Source organism: Rhizorhabdus wittichii (assembly GCF_017607425.1).
In the GTDB taxonomy this organism is placed as follows: domain Bacteria; phylum Pseudomonadota; class Alphaproteobacteria; order Sphingomonadales; family Sphingomonadaceae; genus Rhizorhabdus; species Rhizorhabdus wittichii.
In genome coordinates this window covers 5,294,068-5,314,065 of the sequence record NZ_CP059319.1, presented here as the reverse complement: position 1 = coordinate 5,314,065, position 19,998 = coordinate 5,294,068, and the positions used below count along the sequence as shown (strand labels likewise).

Here is a 19,998-nt window from a genome sequence, read left to right as displayed (position 1 = left end):
GATCAGGCAGCCGTGGCGATCTGGTAGCGGGTGATACCCTCCACCTTCGCGCTGTTGATGGCATGGCCCTTCTTGCGCAGCCCGGTCAGGGCGGCGCGCGAGGTGTGCGGCAGCCAGCCGGTCGCCTCGACGATCTCATTGAGCGTCGCTCCGCCCTTGCGCTTGAGCAGGTCGATCACCTGGGCCTGCTTGGTACCCGCGCGGCTTGCCGAAGGAGGCGAGACCGCCGGAACCTCCTTGGCTTTACCCGCGGGCGTTTCTTCAGCAACGGGCGGGTCGATGATAGCGCGGCCGGCATCGGTGACGATGACGCCGATGACGAGATCGCCATCGGTCCGCCAGGCCTGCGGGGCGGCCATGCCTTCCTGTTCGGCGGCAAGGCCCTTCTTGATGAGCGCCTCGACAGCCTTGCGGATGCGGGCGGCTTGGGCGCCGAGGCTATCGGGCGGAGGCAGCAGGCTGCCATCATCGCGCTGGCAGGCGGTGCTGAGCAGGATGAGCTGCATATCGGTGAGCTTGGTCATCTGAGTGGTTCCTTGATCCGGGCCGGCCCTAGTGCCGGTCCCACCACCCAGAGCCCCGCCAGTCGCCTGGTCGGAGCGTGCGCCGGCGACTTCAGCCGGTGCGATTCACACGCACACCAATGCTCCACCCCGCACCGAAGTCGAGCGGAAAGTGCACCGAAAAAGCTGGGTATGGACTGTGCGGCGTCTTCGCGCCTTGGTGTCGGCCGGAGGTGGCTATGGACGAAGAAGAACGGGCAGATCTGGTCGCGAGGCTCTTTGTGCTGATGACCTGCAAGCTTGAGGACGCCGCGGGCGACGCGGCCGACGGTCAGGGTAAGGGACGCCAACCTCGCGAGCAGATCGCCCGAGCGGATCGGATCGAGCTCATCGCGCGGGATATCGGCCTGCTGGCGGAAGCCGCCGCCGCCATCCTGCGCGAGCAACCACCCGACGCGTGAGCTTTCAATCTGCTCGTGGTCTGAGGGCGGCAGCAATCATCGCGGCCAGTGTATCCTCAGCTCTGGCGCGGACTGCCGAATCTTTCGACGCAGATCCTGTCGCACCCAGCCCGGCGCATGTTCCACAACTTTCGCTATCTTCGTTGCAAATCATCGGATGTCATGAGGTCCGTCTGGCGCGGCTCTGGTGACCAAACAGGGACTTTATCCTCGCTATGGCGTATACGGGCTGTCCGCGCCGTTCCGGCAGGGCCTCTCGGAGCGAGGTCTCCTTTGGGCGGTGGGCATCCCCTACAAGCAAAAGGTCTATCCGGTCGATGTCGCCATGATATTCCCTGTCGCTGGTCGTGGCCGTCTCCGCCAGCGCCACATCCCCAACACGAAATCCGTGACGGCAAAGGCCATGCTGGAGGGCGCCAGGTGGCAGAAGGTCAGTTGGCGCAAAGGAACCAAAGACATGCTCGCGGCAAGGTTCGCTGCCGTTCGCGTCAGGGTTGCCGATGGACCGCCCCAGCGCATCCACGATATGGGCGCGCAGCATCTGCCGGGCGAAGAGGCGTGGCTTGTCGGCGAGCATCGTTCGACCGGCGAACGCAAATATTATCTGTCCAACCTGCCCGCCGATACACCGGTCAAGGCCCTCGCCAGAGCCATCAAGGCGCGCTGGGTCTGCGAGCAGGCGCATCAGCAACTCAAGGAAGAACTCGGCCTGGATCACTTCGAGGGGCGATCATGGCAGGGGCTTCACCGACACGGCCTCATGTGCATGATCGCGCTCGCCTTCCTACAAGCCCGGCGGCTCAAACAGGCCGAAGGGGGGAAAAGAATCCACGGACCTCCGCCTCAACCGAGCCTGCCAGCCGTGCGGCTAGCAATCCTCAACGCACTCGCTCAGCCCCCGACAACGCAATGTCCCCATTGCCGCAAAATCATCTATCGTAAAAATCTTCCAAAGTAGTGCTAGCTCGATTTCGGAATTTGCATCTCGCTGGTTGCGAGCGCCGACGCCTTTCGCTGGAAACGAGTGTGGCGTCGCACGCGTTACAAACCAAGCTTGCTGTGGACTTTCGACAGGAAATCGACATCACTCTTGTTCAGGCCCTTTTCTTTCGTCCCCTCATGCGCCCAGTTGTTGCGCAGTGTATTGAAGAGCGAGATCCACTTTATCTTGTCGGCTTTGCTGCCGAACCCGTGCCCGACATCGACTGAAAAATGCTGCTCGAACGACTGGGCATTCGATTTTCCTTCAGGCCTTTTTGCCCAATACTTCTCGATAATCGCCTTATAATCCTTGATAAAGAACTGATCGGTCCAGGGTATTTCTTGGCGCCCCAGTCCCTCCTTATAGTTTTTCTCCATTTGCTCCTTCGCACGCGTTTCGCAGTCGCGCTGGATAGACCCTATCTCGATATCCCAGTTTTCGCCGAACAGGGCCTGCAGCTGATCAATGATGAAATGCTTCATGTGGCGCTCGATCTGCGTGCCCAATTCCCGGCCCTCGGTCTGCAGCGCCTTGTCCTGCCGCTCCTTCCAATCCTGAAGCTCGGGCGGATTGTAATCGGCGAATTTGGCGTGAATGTAGCCCTGAAAAATTCGCAACCACGTGGCTTCCGCGCCGCTGCCGAGCTTGCCCGTCAACGCTTCGGCATTCTCCGGCGAAATCGTCTGCAATGCCTTGAACAGCACGAGCAGATATTTATCGAGCGCCGCTATACGCTCGTCGGTGGTCGATTTGATGGAGATAACACCATGGGCTGTCTCGAACGCATGTAGATCACCGATCAAAGAAACGAAAGCGAAGCTGCCGCGGTTTGAGAGGATATAGGTGTGAAATGCGTCCTGATGCGCCTTAAAGGCATCCTCGGCCAGTTCGTAACAAGCGTTGATCAGACCGACCGTGCGATCGCGCGCCTTCATCATCTCCGAATTATGGTCGACGTTGGCCGCTTCGTAGAGCGACGTTGCCGTGGTCCCGTCGACGAATTTATTCCCTCTCCCTTCCGGGAGCAGTTTACACCGGAGCAGCGCGTCGGCGAACGGCTTGGCCTGGAGCGCAGCCTTGTCCTCGCCAAGCGATATTTTGTTGTAGAGTGGACCGGACGCGTCGCCGCCCAACGCACGGATCACTGACGACCGCAGCGCCTTCAATCGCGAGTCCAGACGACTGGCGTTCCAGTAGAGGTCCTCTTCAAGCGTGATCCGCAACGTCGGGCTCACCGCTTTCTGGTTCTCGTTGATCTGCATGAAGAGTTCGAGCTGATCGCCTGAATCGAGGTTCTTAAAAGCGACAACCGGGATGGTGTTGCTCGCCTTGAATTTCGAGTTTGCGTAGCCGTAGATGCGGTGTTGGCCGTCGATGATATAGGCGATGGCAAACGCGTTCGGGATCTTCAGCAGGCCGGTGCGTGACGCCGAATCCTTGGATCGCGCCTGACCCTGAAACTCGAGCTTTGCTTCGCGTTCATTGAAATTCAGGATCGCCGAATTGGGGAAATATCCGCCACCATCGATGAACTTGGTGATGCCCTTCAGTCGCGACGGTAAAAGCAACCGCTGATAAGTCGGCATCTCCGCTTCGTTCGCCCGGGTCCGATGCAGCACGTACCCAATCTTGAGCAGCGTCTGCGGTTCGAGCGAGAACATATAATAGGTCTTGTCCCCCATCGTGCCTTCAATGGCGGGAACCTCAATCTTGTCCTTGTTGATCGATAGCCCCTTCATGAGCAGCCCCATGAACTGATAATGGGCAGCGTCACGGTACGCCTTCAGCAGGCTGTCTACATATTCGAATGTGTTATCGTTGTAATAAAACCCGCCAGCCTCGGTCAGCCTAATAACATCGGCGGAATCGCGCGCCAGGCGCAGGTTGCGGGACGCGAAGACATATTTGATCCGGCGACCAGGACCAAATGTCTGATCGATGGATTTGCGAAAGCCGTCTAGGCGTAGGCGCAACGCGTCAAACTCGGTCTTGTAGGACGGTGCCTTCGCCGATGCTTCGCTGGACTTGCATTCGACCAACAACACCGTGTCATCATCGACCGCGACGATGTCGATCTGCTTCTTCTCCGCCGCGGTCGGACCGAACGGCAAGCAGAACGTCTCGTCGACATTGAGCTGTCGGTAGCCAAGCCGGTAGAGCTGACACCAGATATCGTCCTCGAACTGCACCTTGTGGCTTTTCGCCTTCCGCAGCCGGGTCTTGGTCTTGAGGGGCGTGCCGAACTCTTCCCAGCCTTCCTCCAGCAGCCCTTCGACCAGACTGTGGTCGACGTTGCGGGTGTGAAACTTGGTGGATTTCGCAGCAAAGATTTTGCCCAACTGCGATTTGTCCGAGCTCATCTTGCTACGAAGCGAAACAGCTTCAGCGGGATCAATAAACGGCACAGCTCCCCCCAGATTCTGTACGACGTCTGAAACTAAAAAACGAATAGCGCCTCGGTGGTGCCGCGCCGCGAATGGGCCGAGCCCGCGATGACCGACGGACGTGAGACGACCTGCGGCGCGCCGAGGTCGACGTAGAGCGCATGGATGCTGGCGTGGTCGGCATTGGTCAGCACGACCTTCGCTCCGCGCCGCTTCGCCCCCCCGACCGCATTCATTAGACGCTTCTGATCATCCCACGTGAAGATCTTCTGGTTGTATTTGACGAAGCCATTGCAATTGTGCGCGGTGGTGTAGGGCGGATCGATGAACAGCAGATCGCCTTCGCCGGCCTCGTCCACGATGGGCTCGAAGTCACTCGTCCGCAGGTCGGCGCGCGCCAGCAATTCGCTCGCCTTCTCAAAGTCATCGTCGACTAGCGTCACCTGTGTCTTCGTACCCAACGGCACATTGAACTGCCCCTTGAGGTTTTCGCGGTAAAGACCGTTAAAGCAGGTGCGGTTGAGGTATAGAAACTGCGCTGCTTGACGATGGGGTTCGGCATACTGGCGCGCCCGCTCGTCATAGTAGAAGTCTTTCGAGTGCTTCTGACCATATTCCGCCAGAAGAGCCTGTACTGGCTGCCATTCATCTCGGATCGAGCGGTAGGTGGCGATCAGGCGCTCGTTGATGTCAGAGAGGATCGCCTGCGCCGGCCCAAGGTGAAAGAACACCGCCCCGCCGCCCAGAAATGGCTCGATGTAGCGCCCGGCGAAGCTCGGCAAACCGAAGTTCGGGTCGTTGAGCAGCCAACGTTTGCCCCCCGCCCATTTTATGAAAGGCTTCAAGTCGACCCACCCTCTCGATCTGACCACAAACCATCAAATAGCGGGATGACTGCGACCGCTGCAACTAGGCGATTGGAAAACAAGGACCAAATCGGCGATTGTTTTCTCTATTAGGGTACACCGCCATTAGCAAAAAAGGCGTCTTCGAAGCCAAAACACCCACCAAAATTGCCGAAGTCGCCCACGATCCCTGATCATCGCGGCGCCGTCGATTTCACTTGGCCTGAGAATTTCCGACGATCGGTCCGGCCACCTTGGTCGGCCCGACCGCAACTGTCGCCTGCGGTGGTGGCAACGCGGGTGCAAGCGAGTTGGGGGGGAACGCCGGTGATGCAACGTCTGCCGGCAAATTAGCGATTGGAGGCGCGACGACGGGCGGCGGCGTCTTGCCCCCGACAGCCTGTGGCCGGATGCCGAATCCGAGAAAGCCAGCGACCAGCAACAGCGACCCTGCCAGGATCGCGTAAAATAGGTCCATCTTGGTCGCCGACCGGATCATCTTCTTCTTAGTGATCCATAGTTTGAACGGGCTGTGCTCTTTGATTTTGGAGCCGAGGTCGACCTTGTAACCGAGATCCTTGAGCGCAGTTTCCGCCTCGATGCCGGCATAAACCGAGCCATCGAGTAATCGGTGATACCAGAGCCGGTCCATGAAGTAGAAGGCAGCGAGCGGGAAGATCGCCGACACCACCACCAATCCGGCAATCGAGATCTCCAGTCCGAACAGCTTGACGACGCCAGCATCCTTTATCGCGTAGCCGCCGAGGCCGAGGAAGGCACCGGTGACGATCAGTGCGAAATTGCGGATACGCAGTTCGAGGTCGTTGAAGTGCTGCTGCACGTCGACGATCTTCTTCCAGATTTCTATCTGCCCCGCCCCGAGCGATGGCACTGCGGGCGGCATCGCCGGTGCGGGTGGCAATGTCGGCGCTGGATCAGGGGCAGCCATCAGGACATCTCGAACAGTGGCAGGATCTGGGCAAAATTCTCGGTCAGGACATGGCTCGGCACGACGCTGCCAGGCTTGAGCGCGGTGCGCTCGCGTTCGACCATCTCGGGCGTCCAGTGCGTGACTTTGCGCAGCAGTTCATATTCGGGCTTGTGCTGGCTCGATCCATAAGCCGCGTGGACGTCGGTGATGCCGGCCTGCTGGGCCATGAAGACGTCCTTCAGCGGATTGTCGCCGACATAGACGACGTCGTCGATCGAGACGCCGAGATCCTTGACGATATCGAGCAGGATCTCGGGATTAGGCTTCACCTCGCCCTCGGGCGTGTAGTGATGGACGGTGTGCTTGAAAGCGTAGCTGTCGGCATCATAATGCCGCGTCGACACCGTCTCGGCCGGAACGCTGTGATCCTCGGGCGAATACAGCACATCGACCAAGCCATCGAGCCCGAGCTTGCGGAAACGATAGTTGGTGTAGAACGCCTTGGACTCGGTGAAGGCGGCGATCCGCACGCCCTTTGCCTTCAACGCGGCAAGCGTGTCGGCGACTGTTGGATAGAGGGCCAGTACGCGCCGACGCGCCTTCCGGAAGGCATCAATCGCCGGCGCCATCACCGTCAGGATATCCTCACCATAAAGCGCGCGGAGCGACGGCAGCTCTTCGAGCAGGTGCGAATATTCGCTGGTGCCATACTTCTGATGGATCACGCTGGCTTCGGCATAAAGCGTGTCGGGATCGACGCCGGAGATTTCGAGCACCGCGCCCATCATGGCCGAAAAAGTCTGATACCAAAGATCCTGCCAATCGAGCAGGGTGTTGTCGACATCGGTAATGAGAACGCGCTTTTGCACCAATTTTGCTCTTCCTGGTCGGCAAGAAAGACGGGTCATCCGTACTTGTGTTGCCGCCCCGGTCTTAGGTGAGAGCGGCGCGTGCGACAATGGACATCGCGACGCCGATATACCGCCCACCATTTCTCGTCTTCAACCGGGAACGGCGGATATCTCTGCGATCGAGTGCCGCGCAGCAACCATCAGCCGCTGCATCCGCAGCCGGTAAGGGTTCGAGGCATCCGCCCTCGACATCACGACCCTAAAACGTCGCAATGTCCGTTCCCGCTGGCAGGTGTTCTAAGACTGGACGCGCTGCTGCCGCCCCGGTATCTTTATTCCGGCCGCAAAATCCCTCCGCTTGCGTTTCGCGACTTCATCGAATGGGACGCGAGTTCACCGCCTGAGCCCAGTATGCCCACCGCCCGTAACAACGATCGCTAAATCATGGCCGTCGCGAACGGCGGCTTTCAGTAGGCTCGGCGGCCAGCTGAATGACCGAAATCAAGCGTGATCCAGACTGGCAGCTTTCAGCACCCGGTTCAGTGGGTCGCTCAACCCGTCAATCGAGCCCGCTCGACTCCTCCTGATCAGGAAAGCAGCATATCCGCGGCCTTCTCCCCGATCATGATCGTCGGTGCATTGGTGTTTGCACTCGGCAGGGTGGGCATAATCGAGGCGTCCGCGACACGGATTCCTTTCAAGCCGCGAACCCGCAACTGCGGATCGACCACGGCATCAGGGTCGCTGCCCATGCGACAGGTGCCGACTGGATGGTACATCAGGAAAGCCTCACGCCGAATATAGGCTTCCCACCCCGCATCGTCCTGTACAGCGGGACCAGGACTGCGCTCGTCGATCCTGTAGGCCGCGAAGGCCGGCGCCTCGAAGATGCGCCGGAGCAGGCGGCAGCCCTCAACCATCAGCCGCATGTCTTTCGCCGATCCGAGCAGAGCATGCTCAATCCGCGGCGCGATCATTGGGTCCGCCGAGCGCAGCGACAGGCGGCCCCGGCTTTCCGGCCGGCAGACATTTACCGCTGCGCCGATGGCGGGCCTCTCGTAGAGCTTCAACCCATTCGGCCCGAAATCATAGGTGATCGGCGAATAGGATATTTGGATGTCGGGATAGTCAGCGTCTTCCGCGATCCGCACGAATGCCGCCGCATGGCCGATTGACGACGTGCCGGGCCCGTGCCCCGCCAGCAGGAAGGCGAGTGCGTGGTGGAGCGCCCTGAGCGGCGTCTTCTCGACGTTGAAGGTCGGGACGTTGACGTGCATCGTCATGATCACGCCGGGATGTTCCTGGAGGTTGCCGCCGACCGCCGGGCGATCGACCCGGCACTCGATGCCGAGCGCGTCGAGCGCATCGCCGTCGCCGATCCCGGACAGCATCAGCAGCTTGGGGCTGGCGATCGCGCCCGCGCTGAGGACGACCTCGCCCCGGCAATATTCGCGGCGCTCGCGCCCGCCCTGGACATAGGCGACGCCGCTCGCCCGATCGCCGTCGAACAGCAGGCGGGTGGCGATCGCGCCGGTCCGCACGGTCAGGTTGCGGCGACGGGCGGCCGAAGCCAGATAGGCGCGGGCCGTGCTGTGCCGCCATCCCTTGCGCTGGGTCGCCTGGACCGGTCCGATCCCTTCCTGGACCGCGCCGTTGGTATCGGGATTGGCGGGGATGCCGACCTCCACGCCCGCATCGATGAAGACCTGGGTCAGGGGATGCGGCGCCCGGCTGTTCGACACCCATAGCGGCCCTTCCCCGCCGCGAAAGGCATCGCCGCCATTCTCGTTGCGCTCGGCCCGGCGGAAATAGGGCAGGACCGATTCATAGTCCCAGCCTTCGTTGCCAAGCCGTGCCCAATGGTCATAGTCGCCGGCATTGCCGCGGACATACATCATGCCGTTGATCGAACTGCCGCCGCCCAGCACCCTGCCCGCCGGCCACATGTCGGCGCGGCCGCCGCGCGACGGGTCGGGCTCGGCCATGTAGCGCCAATTATATCTGGGGCTCATGATCGCCAGCACCTCGCCGGCGGGCACGCGCACCACCGGCGACCAGTCCCAGCCGCCCGCTTCGAGCAGCAGGACGCGCCGGCCGGGGTCGGCGGACAGCCGGTTGGCCAGAACGCAGCCCGCGGACCCGCCGCCGACGATGATGTAATCCCAGGCCATCGAGACAACTCCGCACGCCCGTCCGCCACCGCATCGGCCGACCTTGGATCAGGCCGGCCGATGCGGACGGAAACGGACTAATAATGGAAACCGGCGCGGACGCCGAACTGGCGGGGCGGCGCCACCGTCGCCCGCGTATAGGTCTGGAAGGCGGGGGCGAAGCGGCGGGTGATGTTGAAGCTGTCGAAGACATTGTTGACGAACAGGGTCAGGTCCCAGCGGGCCCCGGCCACCGTCAGCCGCGCGTCGGCACTGTCATAGGACTTGATCGGCAGGATCGGGTCGAACGGAGCCGCGCCGTTGCCGATATAGTGGCTGCCGACATAGCTATAGTCGATGCTTCCCGTCAGCTTCAACGCGTCGCTGAGCGCGATCGTGTAGTCGCCCCCGGCGGCGGCGGTCCATTTCGGCACGAACGGCAGCCGGTCGCCGACCTGGTGGGTTCCGACCGGGCTGGTGATCTTGCGGAATTTGGCGTCGACATAGGCGGTGTTGCCGCGCAGCGTCAGCCCGGCGACCGGCCGTAGCTGAAGCTCGAACTCGACGCCCTTGCTGCGCGAACTGCCGACATTGGTGGTGACGCCGACCGGCACGCCGGTGGTCGGGCTGATCACGGTCGAGGCGAGCTGCTGGTCGTGGATGTCGATCAGGAAACCGACGAGGCTGAAGGTCAGCTTGCGATCGAGCAGCGATCCCTTTGTGCCGATCTCATAGTTGAGCGAGGTTTCGTTGCCGAACGGGATGCCGACCGCCGCCGAACTGCCCGGATATTTGTCGAAGCCGCCCGCCTTGTAGCCGCGCGCTACGGTCGCATAGGTCATGACGTCGTCGGTCCAGTGCATCGCCAGCGACGCCATCGGCGAGAAATTCTTGAAGCTCGCCTTGTTGGTGCCGTCGAAGCTGTCATTGGCGCCGATGCCGGGCAGGAAGATCAGGCCCGCCTGATGGGCTTTCGACGTCTCCCGCGCATAGCGGGCGCCCAGCGTCAGATCGAGCCGGCCGAGATCATAGCTCGCCTGGCCGAACGCCGCCCAGCCGTCGCGCGACAACTTGGTCTGTTCGAGGACGCGATTGGCCGGATCGAAGATCGGCGGGAAGACGCAGGCCGAGCATTGGCCCTGCGCGAAATTGCGATCCTGATCGTGGGTCTCATCGAAATAATAGAGGCCCGCCAGCCAGGTGAGCGGCCCGCTGCCGTCCGAGGCGAGGCGAAGCTCCTCCGACACCAGCGACTGGTTGGTTCGCTGATCCTGGAAATTGCCGAGATCCGGCCCGGAATCGAAGTCGAACCAGTAGCGCGACTTGGTCTTGCTGGCGCCGGTGATCGAGGTCAGCACCGCGCCGTCGAACGTGTAATTGACGGTCAGCGATCCGCCGTAGCCATGGTCGCGCGAGGTCCGCTTCTCGCCGTCGAGAGTGACATAGCGCTTGCTGCCGTCATCCGGCACGCCGAAGCCGAGATAGCCGTAGCGCGAGCGCGACCCTTCGATACGGAGGATCACCTCCAGCGCGTCGCTGGGCGTCGCGCGCAGCGTGAAGCGGCCGGCGAGCTTGTTCGAATTGTCCTGCTTCCGATCGAGCGTGACATTGTGCAGATAGCCGTCGGTCCGCGAATATTGCACGGCCATGCCAGCGAACAGCTTGTCCTCGACGACCGGCCCGCTGGCGCTGCCGCCGAGCTTGTAGCTGTCGAATTCCGCCGCCTCGCCCTGCAGCTTGAACCGGAAATTCCCGTCCGGCTTCGCGGTGACGATATTCAGCGCACCACCCTGGGTGTTGCGGCCGAAAAGCGTACCCTGCGGGCCGCGCAATATCTCCACCCGTTCGAGATCGAGGAAGCCCTGATCGAAGTTCAGGCTGGTCTGATAGACGCCGTCGAGGAAGGTGCCCACCGCCGGATCGTTCGAGGAGGTCGCGCCGACGCCGCGCAGGACCAGATAGGTCTGGTTGGGCGCGGGGCCGAAGGTCTGGTTCTGCGTGGTGAACAGGCTGGGCACCTCGCCGATCAGGTTGCTGACATTGGCGATGCCGGATGCTTCGAGCTTCGCACCGGAGAAGGCCGAAACCGCGACCGGCACGTCGAGCAGGGTCTCCTCGCGCTTGCGCGCCGTGACGATGATGTCGCCGTCGCCGCCCGTCGCGACGCCGGCCGCGGCCTGCTGCGCATGCGCCGCCGGAGCGCACAGCGCCATCAGCGAGGCGCAGCACAGCGCCCGCCGCATCGAATGCCCCATCGTCAGGATGCTCGTCATCGTCCAACCCCCTTCATCGCTCGGGCTTTTCGTCCCTGTGCTCGTTCGAGCCGGATACCGGCCATCCATTGGCTATCAGCGGCGGCGTTCGCATTCATATCCGGTTGCGCGTGGGACCTATTCGACTTCGCAAGATTTGGACGCGCGGCCGGCCGCGCCGGACGCCGGCGGGGCGTCAAAGCGCCGGCACCGCCCGCAACCCGGCCATCGCCTGCCGCACGACCTGACGCGCGCGCGAGACGATCGACCAGCGCCACTCGGCATCGTCGGGATAGAAGGCGTCGAGGAGTTGCGCCTTGATCGCACGTCCCTCGTCCGTCTCGCGGTCGCCGAAGAAGGTCAGCCAATGATCGTCGAGCATGATGTCGAACACCGTCGTCGACGGCCGGGTGCCATATTCCAGCACCATCGCGGTGACGTCGACGCCGGGCAGCATCCGGTCATAGCCGTCGCTGCTATGGCCGGTGACGTCATAGCATTCCTCCGGCGCATTGCGCACGTCGACCCGCGGCGCCCAGATCCACGGCCCATACCAGCGATGGGCGCGTTCGAGCCGCTCGCCCTCGTACATGCAGACCGCCGATCCATGCGACCACGGCCCCAGCCCGCTATGATAATCGACCAAGGCAACGCGCTTCGCGCCCCGCCCATGCTCCTGGACCAGCCCGGTCATCAGCCGGTTCGACCAGGTCGGCCCCCTTCCCCCGAACGATATGCCGTCAGGATGCGCATATTGGCCGGTCATCAGCGCCGTCCCATAGCCGCCCGGGCCATGGACGCGGCGATAGTCCCGCAGCACGGCGAGCGCGGCGTCGCGCGCCGGGCCGCGCCGTTCGGGGCAGGTAAAGGCGGCGTGGACCTCCTCATAGCGGCTGTTGACCGCCGGCGGATCGGAGAAGTCGATGAAGTTGCGACAGAGATCGACATTGTCCTCGTTGTTGCGCCGGACATGGGCCGCGCCCCACGGGTTGATCGCGTGGACCATCAGCACGGCCACGCCCTCGGGCAGCCGCTCGAACCATCCCTCGGTCAGCGCGGCGACCTGGCAGCCCGAGCCGCACATCAGCTCGGGGCCGTGCATTCCCGAGGTGAGCACCAACAGCGTCTCGGCATCGGCCGGGCCGATCCGCAGGGTGTCGGTCGCCAGTGCCTGGCCGGCCGGGCCCTGCAGCGGATGCACGCTGGTCGCGACGTCCAGCCGGGCAAGCTCGGCAGCCTGCAGGAAGGTCTCGCGGGCGCCGTCATAGTCCGGCGCGAAATAGCTGTCCTCGATCATGGCGGCGAGGGTAGGACCGCTCACCGGCCATGTCCTGTGCGAAGCCGCGCGCTTCGTTCGAGAAGGCGTGAATCAGGTCAGGCCGCGCGCCGCCTTGGGCGATATGCCGAAATGGCGCCGGAAGGCGGTCGCGAAATTGCTCGGATGCTCATAGCCCATCTCGAACGCCACCTCGGTCACCGAGATGCGCGATCCCTTGAGCAACTGCATCGAGCGTTCCATCCGGTAATTCTGGCGATAGTCGAAGATCGTCATGCCGGTGACGCGACGGAAGCACTGCATGAGCTGGGTCTCGTTCCAGACGAACTGGCGGACCAGCTCCTGGATCGTCGGCGGGTCGGCGAACCTCTCCTCGAGCAGCACGCAGATGTCCTGCACCTTGCGGACGTCGCGCGGCCGCAACGGCACGCTCGTCTCGCTGTCGTCGGCGAGCGCGCCGAGCGCCAGGCACAACAGCTCGAGGGTCTTCGCCTCCATGTACATCGCCCGCATCGCGCCGCCGAACGGCGGATCGAGGATCTCGGCGACGATGCGGTGGAGGACCGATCGCATCGGCAGGCTCGAACAATGGAAATCGGGATCGCCATGGCGCAGCAGCGAGCGGATCGGCTGGGGCAATGAGGAGGACGGCGAGTCGATGATCCCGTCGAGGAATGCGGGATCGCAGATCAGCGTCACCGACCGCTCGTGCGAGACAGGCCGCGGGCTCTCGCGCTTGGCCGAGGCCATCGGCTGCACGAGGAAGCCGAAAGAGAGCGGATTGAGCTCGGTTTCTCGGCCATGCTCGCTCGTGATCATGCTGTCGCCGTCGAGACGGAAATGAAACTTGATTTGGCCGCCGCCCAGATACTGCTCGGTATATGCAAGGTCACGACGCACGTCCGACACCATGATCAGGCAGCCATCGCGGATGTGGAAGCAGTCGCGCCAGCCCTGCGCGCCGGCCATCTCGGCCCGCATCCGCACGCCGCACGCGCCCCAGCCCTCGTCGGATGCGGCGCCATAATAAGGGCGAAGCGAGTCGATCACCGATTGCAGGGGGGCGAGCAGGGTAACCCCGCCGCCGCCGCTCGAAGACTCGATCCCTGATCGTTCGTCGGTCAAAGCATCCACCTGTCCCAGCATCGAGCATCCCCCAAGCCGGATCACCGGTCCAGCGAAATCCAGCCGCCGCGAGACATCGCATAGGGCTTTTGTCGAAGCGCACAGGACCGTGCGCCGGGCCCATGCCAGTTTTCGATGCATGAGGAAGCGAACCGGCCTGGACATGCGAACGAGCGAGCCGATCGGGCTGCGCCCGCTGATCGCCTATTCTGCGCCGGCGCTGCCGCTATCGATGCTGCTGATGCCGCTGATCCTGTACCTGCCGGCCTATTATGCGACCAGCGTCGGCCTTCCGCTGGCGATGGTCGGCCTGATCTTCTCGCTGGCGCGCGCCTTCGACGGCATCATCGACCCGCTGATCGGCCATCTGTCGGACGCCAGCCGTGGACGATGGGGGCGCAAGCCCTGGCTGCTCGGCGGCGCCCCCCTGCTGGTGATCGCGACATGGTATCTGTGCCGGCCGCCGCACGGAGCAGGGCTCGCCTATCTCGGGCTATGGCTCTTCCTCTTCTATCTCGCCTGGTCGACCGTGCAGATCCCCTATCTGTCCTGGGGCGTCGAACTCTCGCGCGACTATCGGCAGCGCACGCGCATCGCCGGCTTTCGAGAGGGCAATCTGCTGGTCGGGACCCTGCTCGCGACCGGGCTGCCGCTGCTGCTCGGCGGGGGTCATCCCGACCTCGACACGATCCTGGCGGTATTCGTCGGCACGACCGCGATCCTGCTGCCGCTCGCGCTCGTCGCGGCCGTGAGCCTGACGCCCGCGGGCCCTGCGCCGCAGCCGGCGCCCCCCATCGGCCTGATCGCCGGCATCCGGCTGGTCGCGGGCAACGGCCCCTTCCTCAGGCTGATGGGCGCGATCTTCGCCTTCTGGCTGGCGGCGAACATCTGGAACGCCTGCGTGCTGTTGGTCATGGAGCATGTGCTGGGGCTCGACACCGGCACCTTCCTGCTCTTCGTGCTCGGCCAGTTCCTGATCGGGCTGATGGCGCTGCCGCTGGTGACCCGCCTCGCCAACCGCATCGGCAAGCATCACGCGCTCGCGCTCGGCACGCTCGCCTTCTTCTCGATCCTTCTGCTCCTCCTGCTGGTGCCGCGCGGACAGGCGATGATCGCCTTCCTTCCCTTCGCCCTGCTCGGCCTGGTGACCCCCGTCATCTGGGTGCTGCCGGCGGCGACGGCGGGCGACGCGGTCGAGCTCGGCATCCTGCTCAGCGGTCGCGACCAGTCGGCGCTCTACATGGCCTTCTACAATTTCGCGCAGAAGCTGGCGCTCGCCGCGAGCATCGGCATCGCGCTCCCGCTCCTCGGCCTACTCGGCTTCGATCCGGCGCGCGGACAGCCGATGCCGCTGATCCTCGTCGGCATCGTCCTGCCCCTGCTCTGCGCGACGGCCGGCGCGCTGCTGCTGCGCGGCTACCCGATCACCGAGCGCCGCCACGCGGCGATCCGCCGTCGCATCGCCCGGGTCCACCCCCATCTCGCCACCTCTGTCGGATAATCCCTCGATGATCGCTGATGCCTACCCCGATGCCGACCTCCGCCCGATCATAGCCGGCCGCCCGACGGACCCGCGTTCGGATCGGCTGCTCGTGCTGACCGATCCCGCGACCGGGCGCGAAACCGCGCGCTATGCGGGCAGCGGACAGGCGACCGTCGACCAGGCCGTCGCCGCCGCGCGATCCGCCTTCACCGGCGACTGGGGCCTCATGGGTCCCGGCGAGCGGATGGCGATTCTGCATCGTTTCGCCGACCTCGTCGACCGCGAGGGCGATACGATCGCGCGGGCCGACCGTATCGACGTCGGCAAGCCGATCTCGGCCGCGCGCGCCGAGGCCGGCGTCGCGGCGGGCTTCATCCGCTACTACGCCCAGGCGATCGACAAGGCACAACGCGGCATCGTCGCGCCGACCGGCATCGCCGCCACCGAATTGCAGTTGCGCCGGCCGCGCGGCGTGATCGGAATGATCGTCCCCTGGAACTATCCGGTTATCAACCTGGCGTTGAAGATCGCGCCCGCGCTGGCGGCCGGCAACAGCGTGGTCGCCAAGCCGTCGGAGATATCGCCGCGATCGGCGCTGATCCTCGCGAGGCTGGGCGCCGAGGCCGGACTGCCGGCCGGCGCGCTGTCGGTCCTCCCCGGGGACGGCGCGACCGGCGAGGTGATCGCCGTCCATGGCGACATCGACATGATCAGCTTCACCGGCTCGACCGCGACGGGCCGGGCGATCATGCGCGGCATCGGCCAGTCGACGCTCAAGCCAATCCTGCTCGAATGCGGCGGCAAGTCGCCGGAGCTGCTGTTCGACGACATGGCCGGTCAGGACCTCGATGCGATCGCCGCGCATATCGTCGCGGGCGCCTATGCCAACCAGGGCCAGCTCTGCGTCGCGCGGACGCGGCTCTATATCGAGGACGGCCTCTACGAGCCGCTGCTCGATCGGGTCCTCGCCCATGCCGGCGCGTTGAAGGCGGGCGACCCCGACGATCCCGCCACAACCTACGGCCCGCTCGCCAGCGACAAGCAGCGCGCAACCGTCGAGCGCTACATCGTCGACGGGATCGAGGCCGGCGCCGAGATGCTGCTCGACGGCCGGCGGTCGACCACCGGCTGCTTCCTCGAACCGACCGTCTTCGCCGTGCGGGGCTGCGACATCGCCCTGACGCGCAAGGAGATCTTCGGCCCGGTGCTGGCGGTGTCGCGCTTTCGCGGCGAGGCCGAGGCGATCGCGCTCGCCAACGCCACCGCCTACGGCCTCGCCGCCACGATCTGGACCCGCGATATCGGGCGGGCGCATCGCATGGCGCGATCGGTGACGGCGGGGACGGTGAAGATATGCTCGACGCCCAACCCGCGCGAGGGCGCCGGCTTCGCGCACGCCGCCGAGCCCGCCCGCCAATCGGGTTTCGGCATCGAAGGGGGCCTCGCCGCGCTCGACAGCTATTCCCGTCTCCAGTCGGTGGAGTTCCGCTATTAACACCTCCGCTCCTTCAGCCGCACCAGGCCTGAGCCTGGAGGCGATCCGCGCCGCCGCCGCCGAGATCGCGCCGTTCGTCAACCGAACCCCGATCCACCGCTGGCGGGGTCGCGAGATCGACGCGCGGTTGCCCGGCGCCGAGGTGATGCTCAAGCTCGAGCTGTTCCAGCATGGCGGCTCGTTCAAGGCCCGCGGCGCGCTGCTCAACCTGCTGCGGCTCGACGAAGCCCAGCGGGCGCGCGGCGTCACCGCGGTCAGCGCGGGCAATCACGCGATCGCGGTGGCCTTCGCGGCGCACACCCTCGGCGTCGACGCCAAGGTGGTGATGGCCTCGACCGCGAACCCCGCCCGGATCGCCGCCGCCCGTGCTTATGGCGCCGAGGTGATCCTGAGCGGGGATGCTGCGCAGAGTTTCGCCCGCGCCGAACAGATCGCCCGGGACGAGGGACGCTTCCTCGTCCATCCGTTCGACGGCGAGACGACCGCGCTCGGCACCGCCACGCTCGGCCTCGAAATCGCCGAACAGATGGGGCGGCTCGACGCGATCATCGTGCCGATCGGCGGTGGTGGCCTGGCCGGCGGGGTCGCCAGCGCGATCCGGGCGCTACAGCCCGGTTGCCGCATCCACGGCGTCGAGCCGGCCGGTGCCGACGCGATGAGCCGCAGCTTCGCGGCCGGGGCGCCCGTCCGGCTGGAGAAGACCGCGACCATCGCCGACAGCCTCGCGCCCCCAATGGCGCTGCCCTACAGCTATGCGCTCTGCCGGTCGGCGGTAGACGCCATCGTCCGCATCGACGACGACGCGATCTGCCACGCGGGCGCCCTCCTGTTCCGCGAGATGAAGCTGGCCGTCGAACCGGCCGGTGCGGCCGCCACGGCCGCCCTGGTCGGCCCGCTCAGCGCGGAACTCCGCGATGCGCGAACGGCGGTGATCATCTGTGGCGCGAACATCGATATCGAAGACTTCAAACAGATGGTCCAGCAGGGGCAGGCGGTACCATCTCGGTCCGCATGATCAATAGCGCCACGATTTAAAAGCTCGTGTGCCCTGCCGACTCGATGATCGTGCCATTGCGCACGGCGACGCACCTTAACAGTGCGGCAGATACAGTGCTTCTGCAGCGGCGCACACGCCTCTTGCCCACGATGGCCGAGGCGCTTCCAGCTCCGCGACCAGATGCCGACGGCGCATTTATGAAACTCGGAAACAGTTACGCACGTCTGGAATTAAGGCGAAGTTGCCCTATCCGCCAAACCAATTGGCTTGCGATCGATCGCTTTCGGGGCTTGCTGGCTCGATATTCGTCTCTGGGGCTATCGGTCAGGCCGTTTGCGCACGTTCGCCAATGGTCCGCTCGGAGGTCAGCTTAGCAGGATCGGCCGGCGCCAGCGGACCCAACGCACGACACATGATTGCATAATGCTGATCGGCAGTGCCCTGCCAATCATAACGCAGCGAATAGCGCCGGATGAAGGAGCGATCCCACGACCGGGCCATCGCTGCCCGGATGCCGTCGGCGATGGCTGCACTCGACCTCTCCCGGAACAGCAGGCCAATGCGATCATCGGTGATCACCTCGGGCGATCCCCACACAGGCGTCGCCGCGACCGGCGTCCCGCAGGACAGAGCCTCCAGCAGCACGTTGGAGATACCCTCATATTCGGAACAACTCACCAGCAGGTCGGCTGCTTGCAACAGCGTTGCGAGGCGCTCCTGATCGATCGAACCGGTGAAGACTGTCCGCCGTCAGCGCCAATGGCACAGATTTGAGGTTGTGATGTAAGGAGGATTTGGGCTTCGTCGTAGTGACGAAGGAACGAAGATGAAGCCCAAATCCTCAAGCGTAAAATCGGCCCGCAAACCCAAGGCGTCGGCCGAACAGGTGGTGAAGGATATCCGGCGCGCGACACGCCGGCATTTCTCGGCGGAGGACAAGATCCGCGTGGTTCTGGAGGGCTTGCGCGGCGATGACAGCATCGCGGAGCTGTGCCGCAAGGAGGGCATTGCCCAGGGCTTGTATTATACTTGGTCAAAGGAGTTCATGGAGGCCGGGAAGCGTCGGCTGGCGGGCGACACCGCCCGTGCCGCGACGAGCGGCGAGGTACAGGATCTGCGCCGTGAGGCGCGTGCCCTGAAGGAGGCCGTCGCCGACCTCACGCTCGAAAACCGGCTGCTGAAAAAAAGCATGATCGCGGATGGGGGAGACCCCGAATGAGGTATCCGGGATCCGAGAAGCTGGAGATCATCCGCATCGTCGAGCAGTCGCACCTGCCGGCGAAGCGGACCCTCGACCAGTTGGGCGTCGCGCGGCGGACCTTCTACCGATGGTATGATCGCTATCTCGAAGGCGGCCCCGAGGCGCTGGAGGATCGTCCTTCCGCGCCGAGCCGGGTCTGGAACCGCCTCCCCGGCGCCATTCAGGACCAGATCGTCGAGATGGCACTGGAGCAGTCCGATCTGTCGCCCCGCGAACTGGCGGTGCGCTTCACCGATGAGAAGGACTATTTCGTCTCGGAATCAACGGTCTACCGCCTGCTCAAGGCGCATGACCTGATCACCAGCCCGGCCTTCGTCGTGGTCAAGGCGGCCGACGAGTTCCATCGCAAGACCAGCCGCCCGAACGAGATGTGGCAGACCGATTTCACCTACTTCAAGATCATCGGCTGGGGATGGATGTACCTCTCCACCGTGCTCGACGATTTCTCGCGCTACATCATCGCCTGGAAGCTGTGCACCACGATGCGGGCCGAGGACGTGACCGACACGCTGCAACTCGCGCTCGAAGCCTCAGGCTGCGACCACGCCACCGTCAGGCACAAACCAAAGCTGCTCAGCGACAACGGACCGAGCTACATCGCCGGCGAACTCGCCGACTGGATCAAAGCCCATGACATGAGCCATGTTCGCGGCGCTCCGCTACATCCCCAGACCCAGGGCAAGATCGAGCGCTGGCACCAGACCCTGAAAAACCGCATCCTGCTGGAGCACTACTTCCTGCCTGGCGATCTCGAACGGCAGGTCGAGGCCTTCGTCGAGCATTATAACCATCGCCGCTATCACGAGAGCCTCGACAACGTGACACCGGCCGACGCCTATTTCGGCAGGGCCGCCGCCATTATCGAACGGAGGAAACGCATCAAGCGAAAGACCATCGAACAGCGACGCTTGCTTCACCGCAAGCTCGCCGCCTAAACATCAACCCCAGACGAGGCCCGATCTCCTCTTCTCTGCGCAACCATCTGCGCCAAATGTCCCGACG

Annotated in this window: 15 protein-coding genes and 2 pseudogenes; 6 read left to right on the top strand and 11 right to left on the bottom strand. The window is 64.0% G+C overall.

Annotated features, from left to right (window positions below):
- Window positions 1-2: 2 nt before the first annotated feature.
- Complete coding sequence (locus HRJ34_RS25305) at window positions 3-524, bottom strand: DUF3489 domain-containing protein (RefSeq protein WP_208632802.1); 522 nt, start codon at window positions 522-524, stop codon at window positions 3-5.
- A 218-nt stretch (window positions 525-742) separates the two neighbouring features.
- On the opposite strand from HRJ34_RS25305, the gene HRJ34_RS25300 reads away from it, so the two are divergent.
- Both HRJ34_RS25300 and HRJ34_RS25295 read left to right on the top strand, forming a co-directional pair.
- Window positions 743-964 carry a hypothetical protein gene (locus HRJ34_RS25300; protein ID WP_208632801.1) on the top strand — a complete coding sequence of 74 codons (222 nt, stop codon included), beginning with the start codon at window positions 743-745 and terminating at the stop codon, window positions 962-964.
- 223 nt (window positions 965-1,187) lie between these two features.
- Window positions 1,188-1,906 (top strand): annotated as a pseudogene (locus tag HRJ34_RS25295) (IS701 family transposase); the annotation flags it as partial.
- A gap of 99 nt (window positions 1,907-2,005) precedes the next feature.
- Here HRJ34_RS25295 and HRJ34_RS25290 read toward each other — a convergent pair.
- The 8 genes from HRJ34_RS25290 to HRJ34_RS25255 all read right to left on the bottom strand — a co-directional run bounded on the left by HRJ34_RS25290 (window position 2,006) and on the right by HRJ34_RS25255 (window position 13,781).
- On the bottom strand, window positions 2,006-4,306 hold the full coding sequence (locus HRJ34_RS25290; protein ID WP_208632800.1) for a DGQHR domain-containing protein: 2,301 nt from the start codon (window positions 4,304-4,306) through the stop codon (window positions 2,006-2,008).
- A 77-nt stretch (window positions 4,307-4,383) separates the two neighbouring features.
- Complete coding sequence (locus HRJ34_RS25285; RefSeq protein WP_208632799.1) at window positions 4,384-5,175, bottom strand: DNA adenine methylase; 792 nt, start codon at window positions 5,173-5,175, stop codon at window positions 4,384-4,386.
- 214 nt (window positions 5,176-5,389) lie between these two features.
- Window positions 5,390-6,124 (bottom strand): hypothetical protein, encoded by a 735-nt coding sequence (locus HRJ34_RS25280; RefSeq protein WP_208632798.1) that lies wholly within the window; start codon window positions 6,122-6,124, stop codon window positions 5,390-5,392.
- Window positions 6,124-7,014: an HAD family hydrolase gene (locus tag HRJ34_RS25275; RefSeq protein WP_208632797.1), complete on the bottom strand. Its 891-nt coding sequence runs from the start codon at window positions 7,012-7,014 to the stop codon at window positions 6,124-6,126. Before HRJ34_RS25275 ends, HRJ34_RS25280 begins: the two co-directional genes overlap by 1 nt.
- Window positions 7,015-7,544: 530 nt before the next feature.
- A complete protein-coding gene (locus HRJ34_RS25270) occupies window positions 7,545-9,128 on the bottom strand; it encodes a GMC family oxidoreductase (protein ID WP_208632796.1) in 1,584 nt (527 codons plus the stop codon).
- Window positions 9,129-9,205: 77 nt separating this feature from the next.
- Window positions 9,206-11,380, bottom strand: coding sequence for a TonB-dependent receptor (locus tag HRJ34_RS25265; RefSeq protein ID WP_208632795.1), 2,175 nt, complete (start codon window positions 11,378-11,380; stop codon window positions 9,206-9,208).
- A gap of 175 nt (window positions 11,381-11,555) precedes the next feature.
- The gene (locus HRJ34_RS25260) at window positions 11,556-12,680 is read right to left on the bottom strand and encodes a M14 family metallopeptidase (protein WP_226948949.1); all 1,125 of its coding nucleotides are present in this window, start codon (window positions 12,678-12,680) and stop codon (window positions 11,556-11,558) included.
- 48 nt (window positions 12,681-12,728) lie between these two features.
- Window positions 12,729-13,781, bottom strand: coding sequence for a helix-turn-helix transcriptional regulator (locus tag HRJ34_RS25255; protein WP_208632794.1), 1,053 nt, complete (start codon window positions 13,779-13,781; stop codon window positions 12,729-12,731).
- 118 nt (window positions 13,782-13,899) lie between these two features.
- Between HRJ34_RS25255 and HRJ34_RS25250 the strand changes: the two genes are divergently transcribed.
- Both HRJ34_RS25250 and HRJ34_RS25245 read left to right on the top strand, forming a co-directional pair.
- Window positions 13,900-15,261 (top strand): MFS transporter, encoded by a 1,362-nt coding sequence (locus tag HRJ34_RS25250; protein WP_208632793.1) that lies wholly within the window; start codon window positions 13,900-13,902, stop codon window positions 15,259-15,261.
- A gap of 7 nt (window positions 15,262-15,268) precedes the next feature.
- Window positions 15,269-16,738, top strand: a complete 1,470-nt coding sequence (locus HRJ34_RS25245) for an aldehyde dehydrogenase family protein (protein WP_208632792.1) — start codon at window positions 15,269-15,271, stop codon at window positions 16,736-16,738.
- A gap of 13 nt (window positions 16,739-16,751) precedes the next feature.
- On the opposite strand, the gene HRJ34_RS29320 is transcribed toward HRJ34_RS25245, so the two are convergent.
- Entirely contained in the window at window positions 16,752-16,910 is a 159-nt protein-coding gene (locus HRJ34_RS29320) for a hypothetical protein (RefSeq protein ID WP_226948948.1), read from the bottom strand.
- On the opposite strand from HRJ34_RS29320, the gene HRJ34_RS25240 reads away from it, so the two are divergent.
- Window positions 16,866-17,753: a threonine/serine dehydratase gene (locus HRJ34_RS25240; protein WP_264319408.1), complete on the top strand. Its 888-nt coding sequence runs from the start codon at window positions 16,866-16,868 to the stop codon at window positions 17,751-17,753. The two genes, HRJ34_RS29320 and HRJ34_RS25240, sit on opposite strands and share 45 nt — an antisense overlap.
- A gap of 306 nt (window positions 17,754-18,059) precedes the next feature.
- Here HRJ34_RS25240 and HRJ34_RS25235 read toward each other — a convergent pair.
- Window positions 18,060-18,470, bottom strand: a pseudogene (locus HRJ34_RS25235) (glycosyltransferase); the annotation flags it as partial.
- Window positions 18,471-18,561: 91 nt separating this feature from the next.
- On the opposite strand from HRJ34_RS25235, the gene HRJ34_RS25230 reads away from it, so the two are divergent.
- Window positions 18,562-19,931 (top strand): IS3 family transposase gene (locus tag HRJ34_RS25230; protein WP_150289884.1). Its coding sequence is split into 2 segments (ribosomal slippage): window positions 18,562-18,916 and window positions 18,916-19,931, totalling 1,371 coding nucleotides; the frame shifts between segments, so codons are not numbered across the junction.
- Window positions 19,932-19,998: the final 67 nt, after the last annotated feature.

Bases quoted from the DNA above. Each gene is read 5' to 3' on its own strand.
- HRJ34_RS25305 (WP_208632802.1), bottom strand. From the start codon at position 524: ATGACCAAGCTCACCGATATGCAGCTCATCCTGCTCAGCACCGCCTGC.
- HRJ34_RS25300 (WP_208632801.1), top strand. From the start codon at position 743: ATGGACGAAGAAGAACGGGCAGATCTGGTCGCGAGGCTCTTTGTGCTG.
- HRJ34_RS25290 (WP_208632800.1), bottom strand. From the start codon at position 4,306: ATGAGCTCGGACAAATCGCAGTTGGGCAAAATCTTTGCTGCGAAATCC.
- HRJ34_RS25280 (WP_208632798.1), bottom strand. From the start codon at position 6,124: ATGGCTGCCCCTGATCCAGCGCCGACATTGCCACCCGCACCGGCGATG.
- HRJ34_RS25275 (WP_208632797.1), bottom strand. From the start codon at position 7,014: ATGACCCGTCTTTCTTGCCGACCAGGAAGAGCAAAATTGGTGCAAAAG.
- HRJ34_RS25270 (WP_208632796.1), bottom strand. From the start codon at position 9,128: ATGGCCTGGGATTACATCATCGTCGGCGGCGGGTCCGCGGGCTGCGTT.
- HRJ34_RS25265 (WP_208632795.1), bottom strand. From the start codon at position 11,380: ATGACGAGCATCCTGACGATGGGGCATTCGATGCGGCGGGCGCTGTGC.
- HRJ34_RS25255 (WP_208632794.1), bottom strand. From the start codon at position 13,781: ATGCTGGGACAGGTGGATGCTTTGACCGACGAACGATCAGGGATCGAG.
- HRJ34_RS25250 (WP_208632793.1), top strand. From the start codon at position 13,900: ATGAGGAAGCGAACCGGCCTGGACATGCGAACGAGCGAGCCGATCGGG.
- HRJ34_RS25245 (WP_208632792.1), top strand. From the start codon at position 15,269: ATGATCGCTGATGCCTACCCCGATGCCGACCTCCGCCCGATCATAGCC.
- HRJ34_RS29320 (WP_226948948.1), bottom strand. From the start codon at position 16,910: ATGCTGGAACAGCTCGAGCTTGAGCATCACCTCGGCGCCGGGCAACCG.